This is a genomic window from Streptomyces sp. NPDC104226, assembly GCF_055584085.1.
Window position 1 is genome coordinate 277,808 of sequence record NZ_JBVJMS010000003.1, and the last position, 13,912, is coordinate 291,719.

Genomic DNA, 13,912 nt, shown 5'->3' on the forward strand with positions numbered 1-13,912 from the left:
TGATGGTTACCACCATCCCAACGCGTGATACCCCCCAAGGATTCCGTCACGCGCCCGCGAACGCCCCCCGGCCTCGCTCCCGCCCGCCCCCGCACCACCCCTACAGCGGCAGCAGGTCCGGCCGCTTCGCCTCCACGTGGTCCCCGGAGGACTCCCCGCGCAGCCGGCGGCCGATCCACGGTACGAGGTGCTCGCGCGCCCAGTGGATGTTGTCGCGGGTGGTGTCCACCGACCCGCGCGGCCGCATCGGCGGCCAGGGCTGGTCCGGGTCGGCCGGCGTGTCGAGGCCGAGCACCTGGGCGGCGCGCAGGGCGACCCTGGTGTGCCCTTCGGGTGAGAGGTGGAGCCGGTCGTCGTCCCAGGCCCGCCGGTCCTGTACGGATTTCAGCGACCAGAGGTCGAGTACGGGGCACTCGTACCGGTCGGCGATCGACCGGACGTGCGCGCTGAACGTCGCGATCTTGCCCCGCATGTGCTTGAGGACCGGCATGTCGCGCGTGTCGAAGCCGGTGGTGATCACGACGAGGCCGACGGATCCGGTGAGGTCGCGCACGGCCGCCTCGTACCGTTCGGCCACGTCGTCCGGGTCGCTGCCGGGCCGGATGATGTCGTTGCCGCCCGCGCAGAAGGTCACCAGGTCCGGCGCGAGCTCCTTGGCCCGGGGGACCTGCTCGGCCACGATCTGGTCGAGCAGCCGGCCCCGTACGGCGAGGTTCGCGTAACGGAACCCTCCGGAACCGCCCGAACCCGCCGGACCGGCGGGCTCTCCTGGGTCACCTGCGTGCTCGTACTGCTCCTCGCGCCGGTCGGCGAGGAGGACCGCCAGCCGGTCCGCCCAGCCGAGGTAGGTGTCCCCCGGTCCCGGGTCCCCCACGCCCTCGGTGAAGCTGTCCCCGAGCGCCGCGTACGAGCCAATGGTCTTGGTCTTGGATGTCGTCGTCGCTGCCACGGGAGCCCATACTTCACCGTGGATCATGACCTACGCGACCGTAGCCAGGGCCTTACGGACCGTGATGTTCGCCACGCCGCTCCCCGGGAATACCGCGGGCGGTCCCCGCAGACGGGACCGGACGCAGTTCGCGTTCGAGGGCGGCCAGGGCGAACGCGTGCGCGGAGGTGTGCTCCCAGCGGGACCGCCCGAACATCACGTCCTCGGAGATCCCGCTCAGCATGGCCACCGCCCGGATGGTGAACTCCGCGAGGTCGACGTCGGCGAAGTGCCCCAGGTCCCGGCCCTCGCGAAGGATGGCCTCCAGGCGCTCGTCCCAGCCGTCCAGCAGCGTGGTGAGGGTGCGGCGGCCCGCTTCGTCGTGGCGCTGGGCCAGTACCTGGGTCCACAGTGCGTAGCGTTCGTCGCCCTGGTGGCCGGGCAGGTAGAAGCGGACGAACAGGTCCAGCTTCTCGGCAGGGGAAGAGGCCCGGTCGGTGGCCTCCTGGAGCCGGGCCCAGAGGTCGCCCTGGCTCCACGCGAGGACTTCGAGCAGCAGCCGGTCCTTCCTGCCGAAGTGGTACAGGATGTGCCCGGTGCTCATGCCGGCCCGGGCCGCGATGTCCGACATCCTCGCGGCCGCGGTGCCCTTCTCGGCGATGACGCTGATGGCGGCCCTCATCGCCCGCCCCCTCGCCTCGTCCCCACTGGGCTGACGCTTCCTGTCGACCATGAGTCCACGCACCTCGGCTCGGAAATCCAGACTCCTAGTCTAAGAATCTAGATTTCTAGTCTAGACTGAAAATCTAGTCAGGAAGATCGGGTGTGGCAGCCGTTTGCGCGCGCACCCCGACGGCCGCCGGCCCACCCGTACGGCCCACCACCCGGGAGACACCTCATGACGCGCGGATTCGATGTCGTGGAGACCTGTATCGCCGACCTGCGCGCGGCGCTGGAGAAGGGCGAGACCACCTCCGTCGCGCTGCTCGACGCGTACCTCGCGCGGATCGACGCCTACGACCGGCCCGGCACGGCGACGGCTCTCAACGCCCTGGTCGTGATGAACCCGGACGCCCGGGCGGATGCGGAGGCCTCCGACGCACGCCGCGCGCGGGGCGAGACGCTCGGTCCGCTGGACGGCATCCCGTACACCGCGAAGGACAGCTACCTCGCCAAGGGGCTGACCGCCGCGTCCGGCTCCCCCGCCTTCGAGCACCTCGTCGCCCAGCACGACGCCTTCGCGATCGAGCAGCTGCGCGCGGGCGGCGCCGTCCTCATCGGCCTGACCAACATGCCGCCGATGGCGAACGGCGGCATGCAGCGCGGTGTGTACGGGCGCGCCGAAAGCCCGTACAGCGCCGAATGGCTGACCAGCGCCTACGGCTCCGGCTCCTCCAACGGCTCCGGCACCGCGACGGCGGCGTCCTTCGGCGCGTTCGGCCTCGGCGAGGAGACCTGGTCCTCGGGCCGCGCCCCCGCCTCGAACAACGCCCTGTGCGCCTACACGCCCAGCCGCGGCGTGATCTCGGTCCGCGGCAACTGGCCGCTCGTACCGACCATGGACGTCGTCGTCCCGCACACCCGCACCATGGCCGACATGCTCGAACTCCTCGACGTCATCGTGGCCGACGACCAGCACACGCGCGGCGACCTGTGGCGCGCACAGCCGTGGCTGTCGCTGCCCCCGGCGTCGCAGGTGCGCCCCGCCTCCTACCCGGCCCTCGCTCCCGCCGACGCCGAGGCCGCATCCGGCGCGCTCGCCGGCAAGCGCGTCGGCGTGCCCCTCATGTACATCAACGCCGACCCCGACGCCGGAACCAACCCGGACGGCGGCATCGGCGGCCAGACCGGGCAGCGCATCGACACGCGCCCCTCGGTCATCGCCCTGTGGGAGGCCGCACGCCGCGATCTGGAGGCCGCCGGCGCCGAGGTGGTCGAGGTCGACTTCCCCGTCGTGACCAACTACGAGGCCGACCGCCCCGGTGCGACCTCGCTGTTCACCCGCGGACTGGTCGGCCGCGACTACCTCACCTTCGAGATCGAGGACCTGTCCGCCTGGGCGTGGGACGACTTCCTGCGCGCCAACGGCGACCCGGAGCTCCCCAGCCTGGCCGAGGTCGACAGCTCCCGCATCTGGCCCAAGTCGGAGGGCGAACTGCCCGACCGCTACGCCGGCTTCGACGACACGATCGGCGACTACCCGCGCTTCGTGCGCGAGCGCCCGTACGCCTCCCTCGCCGACATGCCGCACCTGGAGCAGGGGCTGCGCGGCCTCGAGGAGACGCGCCGGGTCGATCTGGAGCTGTGGATGGACGGACTCGGCCTGGATGCCGTGCTGTTCCCCGCCGTCGCCGACGTGGGCCCCGCCGACATGGACGTGTCCGAGGCGTCCGCCGACCTCGGCTGGCGCAACGGCGTCTGGGTCGCGAACGGCAACCTGGTTCCCCGTCACCTCGGCATCCCGACCGTGACCGTGCCGATGGGCACCATGGCGGACACCGGCATGCCGGTCGGGCTGACCTTCGCCGGCCGCGCCTACGACGACAACGCCCTGCTGACCCTCGCGGCGGCCTTCGAGAAGACCGGCAGCCGGCGCACGGAGCCGGCCCGTACGCCGCGCCTGTCGGCGGAGTGACCCTCAGCCCTTGAAACCGTGGAGGGGCCCTTTCCCGTAGGGGGAAGGGCCCCTCCGTGCGCGCCGGTTCACGGGGCCAGTTCGCGCGCGTCCAGGGGCAGGCGCCACAGGTTGCGGCGGTGTACGGCGTCCAGCTCGGCCAGGAGCGGGGAGGGCGGTACGGTCAGCACCGGGCAGGCGGCGTGCGCGAGGCAGTACCGGGCCACCGAGGGCCGGACGAAGCGGCGCAGCGGCGTACGTGACCCGGCGCCCACCACGAGGAGGTCGTCGGAGCAGGCCGTGTCCACGAGGGCCGCACCCGGTGTCGCCCGCACGGTCAGGCCGGCGAGGGTCACGCCCGGATGCTCCGATGCGAAGGCCGAGTTCAGGATCTCGCGCAGCCGCTCGACGGCGGCGCCGCGGCAGTGCGCGAGTGCCGACAAGTCGCACGCACGGCGGCTTCCGAACTCGCCGCCCGGGGCCTGCCAGGCCATGACGACCCACAACTCCGCCTCGCGCACGCGGGCTTCGGCGGCGGCGCGATGCAGTACGGCGAGACTGCCCGGGTTTCCGCTCACTCCGACCACCACTCTGGGCACGGGCACTTCCCTCACTTCTCCGTCGGCCGGCCGGTCTCCATGACCGGGTTCCAGGAAAGGGCCCTCGGTGAAGGCGCGGGTGGTCACTGACGGCCTCCATACGCAGGGACCGGAAACCCTGACGGGCTCCTGACGGCCCCCCGGCGCCCGCCGTCAGCGATCCGTATGGACTCCGCCGGTCGCCGTCAAGGTCCCGTCAGGGGACGACCACAGGTGCCGGGACCCGGGGATAGCTTCGGTGCCGTGCCCCGGACCGCCTCCCCGCATCCGGGGCCCCACCTGCCACTCGTGGTTCCCCTGGGAGGGCCCATGTGTTTGTTCCAGTACGCAGACGACCCCGAGCCCGAAGAACGGGGCCCGGCCGGGCCCCTGTACGTACCGGCCCGGCCGGGTACCGCGCCGGTGGTGGTGCGCCTGTTCCGCACCCCGCTGGGGGCGCGTACGGCCGTCGGCTTCACGACGGCGGAGCGGCTGGCCGCCACCCTCGGCAAGGGCCAGCCCTGGATCCGGCTCTCCGAGGCGGCGCTCCGCTCGCTGGCCGAGCCGCTCGGGGCCTCGCTGCTGACCGTCGACCCGACCCTCACCGCACCCGCGGTCGCGGCGCCCGTGACGACCGCTCCGCTCACGGCCCCGGCCCCTGTTCCGCAGGCGGGCGAACCCACCGCCCGCACAGCCTGAAGGGGGTCACGCCATGACCAGCACCACCCCCGACACCACCACGCTCCCGGACCCTGCGGCCGACGCCGATGAACTGTCCGTATGGCCCGCCTCCACCACTGCGCTCCCGCACGGCGGCCTGGCCGTCGGCGGGGTCTCCCTGACGGATGTCGCCGAGCGGTTCGACACCCCGGCCTACGTACTGGACGAGGGCGAGGTACGGGACCGCTGCCGCGTCTACCGGGACGCCTTCCCCGGCGCCGAAGTCCTGTACGCCGCCAAGGCGTTCCTCTCCCGCGCGATGGTGCGCTGGGTCCGGGAGGAGGGACTCGGCCTGGACGTCTGCTCCGCCGGAGAGCTGGAACTCGCCGTCACCGCGGGATTCCCGCCCGAACGCATCGTGCTGCACGGCAATGCCAAGTCACCCCGCGATCTGGAGGTGGCGCTGCGGCTCGGCGTGGGGCGGATCGTCATCGACAGCCCGTCCGAGATCGCCCGGATCGCGGCCGCCGTGGGCCCCGAGGGGCGTCAGAAGGTCATGGTGCGGGTGGTGCCGGGCGTCGCGGCCGGCGGCCACGACAAGATCCGCACCGGTACGGAGGACCAGAAGTTCGGCCTGTCCCTCACCGGCGGGAGCGCCCGGCACGCGATCGCCCGGATCCTGGACCAGCCACAGCTGGAACTGACCGGCCTGCACTGCCACATCGGGTCCCAGATCACCACTATCGACGCCTACCTGGTGGCGGTGCGCCGCATGGTGGAGCTGATGGCCGGCATCCGTGCGTCCCACGGCGTCGTCCTGCCCGAACTCGACATGGGCGGCGGCCACGGCATCGCCTACCGGCCGGGCGAGCCCACCCTCGACCTCACGGCGCTGGCGCGCATGCTCCGTACCGAGCTCGCTGCGAGCTGCGCCGCCGCGGGGATGAGCGTCCCCCGGCTCCTCGTCGAGCCCGGCCGGGCCATCGCCGGGCCGGCCGGGGTCGCCTTGTACCGGGTGCTCGCCGTCAAGCACACCGGCGAGAAGGTCTTCGTCGCCGTCGACGGCGGCATGAGCGACAACCCGCGGCCCGCCCTGTACGGGGTGCGGTACGCGCCCCGGCTGGTGGGGCGCCGCTCCACGGCCTCACCCCGTACGACCACGGTCGTCGGCCGCCACTGCGAGGCGGGCGACATCCTGGCCGCCGATTCCGAACTGCCGGGCGACGTCCACCCCGGCGACCTGCTCGCCGTCCCGGTGGCGGGCGCGTACCAGCTCTCCATGGCATCCGGGTACAACATGGTCGGCCGCCCCCCGGTCATCGCGGTCCACGAGGGCACGGCCCGGGTTCTGATCCGGCGCGAGACGCTGGACGACTTCCGAAGCCGCGACGTCGGCGACTAGGCCGTGGGCAGCCGGTGTGGACCTGCGGGCGCCGGTCCGCGGTCCGCTCGGGCCTGTAGGTGAGGGCACAGCCCGTCGCCCCCGAGGATCCGCGAGCGGCGCAGGAGGGCGCGGGTGCCGCGCAGGTCGAGGGTGCTGTGCCAGGCGAGGCCCGGATGGCGTACCCGCAGGTGCGACAGGGCTCGGGTGTCCAGGCCCGTACCGAGGAACAGCGGGTCGATGTCGATGCCGGCGATCACGGCCTCGGAGCACGTGAGGCACATCCGGTAGTGGACCTCCCCGACGACCTTGCGGATGTGGACGAGCAGCAGGACCTCGTCACCGGTGCCGGTGTCCCCGGGGATGCGCGAGGACAGCAGCTCGACGTGCTGGTAGGCGAGGATCCGGCGGCGCAGCCGGCGAAGCATCCCTCCCCCGCCCGCATGCCGGCCGGCGCCCGTCGGGGGTGCCTCGCGGAACCCAGTCGTACGGAACAAGGTGCTCGTGGGACGCGCATGATGTCCGTGCATGCCACACGCGTACCCCCGCGTCGGCGGCACATGCACGCGCCTAGGCACCTTCGCCGAGGACCGCGCGGATCAGTTTCCGCTGGTCGCCGGTCAGGTCGGCCTCGTCGAGGTCGACCGCCTGGCCGTCGATCGTGATCCGGTAGTGGAAGCCGTCCGCGACCGGTCGTACGGCGCGCCGTGCGAGGCCCTCCCATTCCGCGGCGTCCCGCCGGACGGAGGTGTCGATCTTCCTCGTCTTGTCCACGCCGGCGAAACCCCCGGAGCGGCTGACAGTGATCAGCATGGCCGTTCTCCTTCGCTTGTCGGAGCTGTCCTCGGGTTCGCCTGCCCCGGATCGGGCGCCGCTCCCGCACCGGGTCCGCGCCCCGGGGGCAACGGCTCGAACTCGTCGGCGTCCGGCCGACATTCGACACCTGGAGAGGAGGATTGCGGGGCGGCCGGCTTCCCTTCGGGGTCGGGTCCGCTGAGTTCCGGCTCCAGTCCCTCGGCCACCGCCGTGCGGCGCCGTCCGCTGTCGGACCGCCAGGCCTCGAAGACCAGGGCCGTCGCGGTGACCACGCAGAGGCCCAGGAACCAGCCGCCCACGACGTCGCTGACCCAGTGGACCCCGAGCGCGACCCGCGTGTAGCCGACGCCCACCACGGTGAGCAGTGCGAGCGCCCAGGGCAGCGGACGCCAGGCCCGCGGGATCACGGGCAGCAGGACCAGCAGCAGGACGGCGCACGAGGTCGTCGCCGTCATCGCGTGGCCGGAGGGGAAGGAGAAGCCGGGCGCGTGGGCAACGGGGTCCGGCAGGTGCGGGCGCGCCCGCTCCACGGCGGTCTTGACCGTGAACCCGATCAGGCCGCCCGCGACCGCCGTGACCCCGGCCCAGGCCGCCAGCCGCCAGGCACGCCGGCTGACGAGCCAGGCCACGAGTACGGCGACCAGCAGGCGCAGGGTGACCGGGTCCCACACCCGGTCCGAGAGCACGCGCAGGAGATCGACATGGTCCGGGTGGGCGAGCGCCGCGGCGTGGAGGCGCTCGGCCGCGCCCTGGTCCAGGCGGTGCAGGGGCCCCCATTGGGACTCCACCACGACCAGGGCCAGGGCGAACGGTACGGCTGCCAGAGCCGTCGCGCCCACGGCGAGCAGGAGTCTCGCGCCGAAGGTGGCGTCGGGTCCGGCATGCCGTGCGAGCAGGCTCCGTAGCGCACCCGGCAGACCTCCTTGCGGTTGGTGCCGAGCGCGTCGGGCGCCTTCCGTGCGCCGTGCCATCGTGGCGGCTCCTCCTCGTGTGCGTGGGGTGGCGGCCCTCCGGCCGCCGGGGCCGGGTCCGCGGCCGCGGCCGCGGCCGTCAGACCCCTGGGTCGTTCATGACCGGCTCCCTCACCCCGGCCCGTACGGCTTCCAGTTGGGCGGCGAAGGACAGGCCGAGGAAGAGCGCCATCGAGGTGAGGTAGGACCACAGCAGCAGGGCCACGATGGCGCTCAGGGGTCCGTAGACGCTGGTGAAGGAGCTGCTCTCGCCGATGTAGAGGCTCAGCCCCCAGGTCGCGAGGTTCCACAGCACCAGGTGGACGACGGCCCCGAAGGCCAGCCAGGTGTAGCCGGGTTGGCTCCGGCGCGGGGAGAGGCGGAAGATCGCGCTGGTGGCGAGGACGGCGAGCAGGATGCCGACCGGCCAGCGCAGGAGGTCCCAGGCCCGCACGGTGTCGGGAGGAAGCCGGTACACCTCGGCCAGTGCGCGGGTCAGGTGACCGCCGATCACGGTGAGGATGAAACTGAGCCCCAGCGGCAGACCGGCGAGGGCCGCCATCACCAGGCCGCGGGCGTACTTGGCGAGGAAGGGCCGGTCCCGCTCGTTGCCGTAGAGCCGGTTCGCGCCCCGTTCGACCTGGCAGAGGGCGGTGGTGACGTTGGCCAGGGAGAACAGCAGGCCCAGCCACAGCGCGGCCTGACCGCCGTCGCCGGCGTGGCGCCTGCTCTCGCTGAGCGCGTCGTCGACGACCGCCTGGCCAGGGCCGCTGGTGAGCCCGCGTATGGTGAGCTCGGCGACCCGGCCCGCGTCCTCGGTGTGCAGCACCACGGACAGTCCGACCGCGGCGATGGCCAGCGGGACGATCGACAGGACGGTCTGCAGGGCGAGCGCGCGGGCATGGCTGAAGCCGTCGGCGTAGCGGAAGCGGACGAAGGAATCGCGCGCCAGACTCCAGCCGCCGTAGCGGCGCAGTGCGGTCCACGCCTCGTCGGCGGACAGTTCCTCACCGCTCACGTCGTGGCGTTGCGGTACCCGTCTCGCGGTGCCCATCCCGTTCCTTCCTTCCGGTGTCTCGTGGATCCGGGTCGTCCGGTGGTGTGTTCCGGCCTGCGTCGCCTGAGGTCAGGACGGCCCGCCGGGGGCCGCCGCCGGAAGCTGCTCGGTGGACGGGGCCCGCTGCGCCCCGGGCGTGCGGGGCAGGTACACCCGCAGGGCTCCCGGCTCGATCTCGGCGGTGAGCCGGACGCCGTCGCTCACGGCATCACCGTCGAGCTCGCGCGGCTGCGGTGCGGCGCAGCGGACGTCGATCCGGGTGGCGCTGAAGTACTCCAGTGCTCCCCCGGCCTCGCTGCGCCCGTACCCGCCGGCCGGGCCGGCGGCTGTGGGCGGACGCCTGCGCAGCACGCGGGCCGCCAGGTGTCCGCCCGCGGTGATCCATCCGGCGGGGCCGCGGGGGTCGAAGAGCACCACGTCCAGGCGTCCGCTGTCCGGACGCGCCGCCGGCACGAGCGGCAGGCCGCCCTGCAGGGTGCCGACGTTCGCGATGACGACCATGCGGGCCCGGCGGCGCAGCCGCCGTCCCCCGTCGACGCGGATCGTGAGGCGGACGCCGGGATCGCGCAGGTGCCGCAGGGCGGAGAGGACGTACGCGGCCCAGCCCATCCGTGACTTGAGCCGCGGGGAGGCGTCCCGGACCATCGCGGCGTCGAATCCGGTGCCGGCCATGACGGTGAACCGCGTCGGTTCGAGCCCGTCGCCCCGGACGCGGCCGACGTCGACGCCGAAGCTCTCCCCGGACAGGGACTCGGCCAGGGCGGTGGCCGGATCCATCGGGAGGCCGAGGTTGCGGGCGAGCAGGTTTCCGGTGCCACAGGGTACGAGGGCCAGCGGGATCCGCGTCCCCGCCAGCACCTCGGCGCAGGCACGCAGGGTGCCGTCGCCTCCGCAGACCACCACGAGGGCGGCGCGCACGGTGCGGAGCTCCTGCGCCAGGGTGCCGCAGGGAAGGTCCGCGGAGGTCGGGATCCACCGGAGGTCCCGGTGGCCGTGCTCGCGCAGCACGGCCGCCAGCCGCTCCGCGAGCTCGTCGGGGCAGCCGTGCGGGTGGCGCACCACGAGGACCGGACCGACCGGACCGACCGGACTGACCCGACTGACCAGACCGACCGGGCCTGTGCCGCGCGGGGCGGTCACCTCCCGGCAGGACCGCTCCGCTCCCTCGGGCTCCGCCGGGTTCCGGCTCCCGTACAGCAGGGCGAACCCGGTGATCAGCAGGGTCAGCGTGCCGTTGAGCAGGCCGCCCGCCACATCGCTGGGGTAGTGCATGCCGCGGGACACCCGCGACAGTCCGACGGCCAACGGGATCAACAGCAGGGCTCCCGACACCGCGTGGCGCCACGGGCCGCGCATGCGCAGCGCCGCGATGACGGCCAGTGCGCCGTAGAGCGCGAGGGAAGCGCCGACGTGCCCGGACGGGAAGCTCGACGTGGGCGGCGCCGCGTCCTCGTGGGGAACCGCGGGACGCGGGCGGTCCACGAAGGCCGTCACCGTCACGAACACCGCCGACTGCGCGGCCACCGAAACGCCGAGGAACAGGGCCTCGGTGCGCAGTGCGACGCGCGGGAGGACGAGCAGGGCGACGATGCAGACCAGCGTCGTGCCGATGACGGCCTCGGTGCCGGCGAGCACGGAGAACAGCCCCGTGACGGCGGACGTGACCGGATCCCGGCTCTCCGCCAGGTCCCTGCTGGTCGAGGCCTCCGCCGACAACGGCCAGTGTCCGGCGCCCGGTCCGGTGACCAGCCGTCCCAGCCCGACCATCAAGGCCGCCTGCACGGGGAGCAGCAGGAGCGGTCCGGCGCCGGGTGCGGAGATACCAGGGCTTCGCTTCATGGATGCCTTCTGGCCCGCACCGGACGAAAGATGCGCGGTTCCCTGGCGGGAGACCGGCGGGCCCTCACCTGACCGTGGCGGGGTCAGGCGAGGCGGGTCAGGAGGATGCGGCCTCCTTCGTACACGCCGCCGTCGATGGCGAGGACCCGGTCGTCGGCGTAGCGCAGGGCGTTGCGGACGTCGGAGGGGGCGACGTCGAAGTACTTCGTGAGCGTGCTGTGTCCGTGGACGAGCACGTTGCCGCCGAGCGTGCGCAGCATGACCGAGACGGGGTCGTCCTCGTGCACGGACTCGGCGTCGCGGAACTCCCCCCGGGCTTTCATCCGGTGGCAGAACTCCAGCCACCGGGAGGCGTCCGAGGAGTCGAGGAACGCGGACACCGATGCGTTGACGTCCTCGACGGTCGACCCGAATTCCAGGTAGCGCGCGGTGTCGGAGTGGATGAGGAGGTGGTCGTCCACGAGGGCGACAGCGGGCAGGCCGGTGATCCAGGCGATGTGCTCCGGAGCGAGACGGCGCAGGTCCTCGTCGAGGCCGCCGAAGCGGGCCCATCCGCCGTGGAAGCCGCCGTCCTGCTCCCACCCCGCGACGGCCGTGTCGCCGAAGCGATGGGCGGCGAGGAGTTGGACCTCGTGGTTGCCGAGCAGGGCCCCCACGTGTCCGCCGGCGGCTGCGGCCTCGTCGGTCAGTCTCCGGACGTCGTCGATGACCCCTATGCCGTCGGGACCACGGTCGACGTAGTCGCCGAGCAGCCACAGCCGCGCGTTCCCCGCGCACCACCGCCCCGTGGCGTCGACCAGTCCCGCGTCACGGAGCAGGTCCCGGAACTCGTCCCGGTGTCCGTGGATGTCGGCAGCTACGTACAGAGGTGTGTTCGACGTCGGCATGATCACGGACGCTACCAGCGCTTCACCGACCGCGGTCGGCGAAAGGAGCACGGGCACCAACCGGACGCGGCAACGCCATCCCCCCGCTCCCCCGGATCGCGGCTGGCGGGTGGGGGCAGGTCCCCGGGGTAGGCGCGGCAGCATGGAAGCCAACGAAACCACCCCGCTGCGCGCCGTCGCCCTCGTCTGCACCCTCTCCCCGTCCCCGAAGCCGTCCAGCTCCCAGCTGCTCGCGGAGCAGACGATGGCGGCGCTCGCGGATCACGGGGTGAGCGGCAAGACCATCCGCATCGCCGACCACGACGTCCACACGGGCGTGGCGGTCGACATGGGCGAGGGAGACTTCTGGCCGGAGATCCGCGAGACGATCCTCGGCACCGACATCCTCATCCTGTCCACCCCGATCTGGCTCGGGCACCCCTCCAGCGTCGCCCAACGCGTCATGGAGCGCTTGAACGCCGAGATCGGCGAGAGCGACGAGGAGGGCAGGATGCTCACCTACGGCAAGGTCGCCGGCGTCTGCGTGGTGGGCAACGAGGACGGCGCCCACCACGTCAGCGCCGAACTGTTCCAGGGCCTGAACGACTGCGGATTCACCCTACCGGCCAACGCGGTCACCTACTGGGTCGGAGAGGCCATGCAGGGCACCGACTACCAGGACCTCGACAAGACCCCCGAGAAGACGGCCACCACCACCGCCACCCTCGCGGCGAACACGGCTCACCTGGCCCGCCGCCTCAAGTACGCCCCCTACCCGCCCTCCTGACTCATCGACGAACAGAAAATCGGGCTGTCCACCTTCCCGCCCAGATGGATAGGAAACAGGGAAGGTCTGTGCGCATGTTCGAGAGATGGTCGGGCAGATGAGTGCTCGGAGGTTGATACATATGGTTCCCCTGCTTCTCGTTCTTCTGCTGATTCTCGTTCTCGCCGGTGCGGGATTCGCGATAAAAATCCTGTGGTGGGTCGCGATCGCGGTCCTCGTCCTGTGGCTGATCGGATTCGTCGCCCGCCCGAAGGGCGGCAGCGGACGCTGGTACCGCTGGTAGCAGCCCCACGGAAGCACAGTCCACGTCCTGACCGGTCCCGCATCCGAAGCAAAGCGCGTACGGAAAAGAATGCGGGGCAGGCGGAGGTCAGAACGGAATGCACGTTCCGCCGTGTATGCAGTACGGAACAAGGAGAGGCGACGGGAAGCGAATTCCCCGCCTTCCATTGACCGGAGGAGTTGTTTTCGCATGACTGAGAACTTTTGGGGTTACCGAGAGAGCGCAGGCCGTCTGGCCGGAGCGGATCTGACGGGATACAAGGTCGAGGCGAGCGACGGTTCCATCGGCAAGGTCGACAAGCACTCCGACGAGGTCGGCTCCTCCTACATCGTGGTCGACACCGGCCCGTGGATCTTCGGCAAGGAAGTCCTCCTGCCGGCCGGCACGATCAGCCGGGTCGACCCCGACGACGAGACGATCTACGTCGACCGGACGAAGGAGCAGATCAAGAACGCTCCCGAGTTCGACAAGGACAAGCACCTCCACGACACCGACTACCACCGTCAGGTCGGCGGCTACTACGACGGCCCGCACCGCCTGTAACAGGCTGTGACACCGACACGGGCACCCCAGGGCGGGGGCGACAGCCGAAGCTGTCGCCCCCGCCCTGCTGTCACGCGCGGGAGCCCCCGGGAGCCGTCCCGGGCCCCGTACCGAGCGGCGGCACGCTGCCCGGGAAGATGCTGTTCACCGCCCTGTCGGCCTCCTACCCTGGACTCATGGAAGACGAGCTGGACCCCACGCCCGTAGAGGTGGAAAAGCAGGAGCAGCAAGTGGTCGTGCACGTCGGCGGAGAGATGGACATCGACCGGGCCCCGCTCCTCCAGGAAGCCCTGCGTGCACTGATCACCCAGCCCGACTGTCCGCCCGACGTCGTCCTCGACCTGAGCGAGCTCAGCTTCTGCGACTCCTCCGGCCTGAACGCCTTCCTCCAGGCCCGCCTCATCGCCGTCGAGTACGGCCGGCGCATCGTCCTCCACGCCCCCAACCAGCAGGTCACCAAACTCCTCCACCTCACCGGCGCCCACCGCCTCTTCACCATCACCTGACCGCCGTCGGACCGGCCCCGCAGTCGTCGTCAGTCGTCAGCTGGCGGCTGTGCGGAGCATGCTGCGGGCAGCCTGGAGGGCGTGGCCCGTGTGGCTGTGGCACT

The 13,912-nt window shown here is 72.1% G+C and carries 16 protein-coding genes; 7 read left to right on the forward strand and 9 right to left on the reverse strand.

Annotated features, from left to right (window positions below; genetic code table 11):
• Positions 1-100: 100 nt before the first annotated feature.
• A complete protein-coding gene (locus ACZ60J_RS11195; RefSeq protein ID WP_469680738.1) occupies positions 101-976 on the reverse strand; it encodes an SGNH/GDSL hydrolase family protein in 876 nt (291 codons plus the stop codon).
• 25 nt (positions 977-1,001) lie between these two features.
• A complete protein-coding gene (locus ACZ60J_RS11200) occupies positions 1,002-1,610 on the reverse strand; it encodes a TetR/AcrR family transcriptional regulator (RefSeq protein ID WP_469680740.1) in 609 nt (202 codons plus the stop codon).
• A gap of 216 nt (positions 1,611-1,826) precedes the next feature.
• Here ACZ60J_RS11200 and ACZ60J_RS11205 point away from each other — a divergent pair, with 216 nt between their 5' ends.
• Positions 1,827-3,563, forward strand: a complete 1,737-nt coding sequence (locus tag ACZ60J_RS11205) for an amidase (protein ID WP_469680742.1) — start codon at positions 1,827-1,829, stop codon at positions 3,561-3,563.
• Positions 3,564-3,631: 68 nt separating this feature from the next.
• Here ACZ60J_RS11205 and ACZ60J_RS11210 read toward each other — a convergent pair whose 3' ends face one another.
• Positions 3,632-4,141: a universal stress protein gene (locus ACZ60J_RS11210; RefSeq protein ID WP_469680744.1), complete on the reverse strand. Its 510-nt coding sequence runs from the start codon at positions 4,139-4,141 to the stop codon at positions 3,632-3,634.
• A 309-nt stretch (positions 4,142-4,450) separates the two neighbouring features.
• Between ACZ60J_RS11210 and ACZ60J_RS11215 the strand changes: the two genes are divergently transcribed.
• Positions 4,451-4,819, forward strand: a complete 369-nt coding sequence (locus ACZ60J_RS11215) for an SAV_915 family protein (RefSeq protein WP_469680746.1) — start codon at positions 4,451-4,453, stop codon at positions 4,817-4,819.
• Between the two features lie 13 nt (positions 4,820-4,832).
• Positions 4,833-6,182, forward strand: coding sequence for a diaminopimelate decarboxylase (gene lysA / locus ACZ60J_RS11220; protein WP_469680748.1), 1,350 nt, complete (start codon positions 4,833-4,835; stop codon positions 6,180-6,182).
• Here lysA and ACZ60J_RS11225 read toward each other — a convergent pair.
• From ACZ60J_RS11225 to ACZ60J_RS11250, 6 genes are all read right to left on the reverse strand, one after another.
• Positions 6,179-6,589 (reverse strand): hypothetical protein, encoded by a 411-nt coding sequence (locus ACZ60J_RS11225; RefSeq protein ID WP_469680749.1) that lies wholly within the window; start codon positions 6,587-6,589, stop codon positions 6,179-6,181. The two genes, lysA and ACZ60J_RS11225, sit on opposite strands and share 4 nt — an antisense overlap.
• A 142-nt stretch (positions 6,590-6,731) precedes the next feature.
• Positions 6,732-6,974 (reverse strand): protealysin inhibitor emfourin, encoded by a 243-nt coding sequence (locus tag ACZ60J_RS11230; RefSeq protein ID WP_469680751.1) that lies wholly within the window; start codon positions 6,972-6,974, stop codon positions 6,732-6,734.
• A complete protein-coding gene (locus tag ACZ60J_RS11235) occupies positions 6,968-7,873 on the reverse strand; it encodes a phosphatase PAP2 family protein (protein ID WP_469681503.1) in 906 nt (301 codons plus the stop codon). The genes ACZ60J_RS11230 and ACZ60J_RS11235 overlap by 7 nt, the downstream gene beginning before the upstream one ends.
• A 154-nt stretch (positions 7,874-8,027) precedes the next feature.
• A complete protein-coding gene (locus ACZ60J_RS11240) occupies positions 8,028-8,981 on the reverse strand; it encodes a YihY/virulence factor BrkB family protein (protein WP_469680753.1) in 954 nt (317 codons plus the stop codon).
• A gap of 72 nt (positions 8,982-9,053) precedes the next feature.
• Positions 9,054-10,823, reverse strand: coding sequence for a bifunctional phosphatase PAP2/diacylglycerol kinase family protein (locus ACZ60J_RS11245; RefSeq protein ID WP_469680755.1), 1,770 nt, complete (start codon positions 10,821-10,823; stop codon positions 9,054-9,056).
• An 83-nt stretch (positions 10,824-10,906) separates the two neighbouring features.
• Positions 10,907-11,710 carry a metallophosphoesterase gene (locus ACZ60J_RS11250; RefSeq protein WP_469680756.1) on the reverse strand — a complete coding sequence of 268 codons (804 nt, stop codon included), beginning with the start codon at positions 11,708-11,710 and terminating at the stop codon, positions 10,907-10,909.
• Between the two features lie 142 nt (positions 11,711-11,852).
• On the opposite strand from ACZ60J_RS11250, the gene ACZ60J_RS11255 reads away from it, so the two are divergent.
• The 4 genes from ACZ60J_RS11255 to ACZ60J_RS11270 all read left to right on the forward strand — a co-directional run bounded on the left by ACZ60J_RS11255 (position 11,853) and on the right by ACZ60J_RS11270 (position 13,808).
• Positions 11,853-12,476: a flavodoxin family protein gene (locus ACZ60J_RS11255; RefSeq protein ID WP_469680758.1), complete on the forward strand. Its 624-nt coding sequence runs from the start codon at positions 11,853-11,855 to the stop codon at positions 12,474-12,476.
• A gap of 97 nt (positions 12,477-12,573) precedes the next feature.
• Positions 12,574-12,759 carry a hydrophobic protein gene (locus ACZ60J_RS11260; protein WP_469681505.1) on the forward strand — a complete coding sequence of 62 codons (186 nt, stop codon included), beginning with the start codon at positions 12,574-12,576 and terminating at the stop codon, positions 12,757-12,759.
• A gap of 189 nt (positions 12,760-12,948) precedes the next feature.
• Complete coding sequence (locus ACZ60J_RS11265; protein ID WP_469680760.1) at positions 12,949-13,302, forward strand: PRC-barrel domain-containing protein; 354 nt, start codon at positions 12,949-12,951, stop codon at positions 13,300-13,302.
• Positions 13,303-13,478: 176 nt separating this feature from the next.
• Positions 13,479-13,808, forward strand: coding sequence for an STAS domain-containing protein (locus tag ACZ60J_RS11270; RefSeq protein ID WP_469680762.1), 330 nt, complete (start codon positions 13,479-13,481; stop codon positions 13,806-13,808).
• The last annotated feature ends 104 nt before the right edge of the window (positions 13,809-13,912 follow it).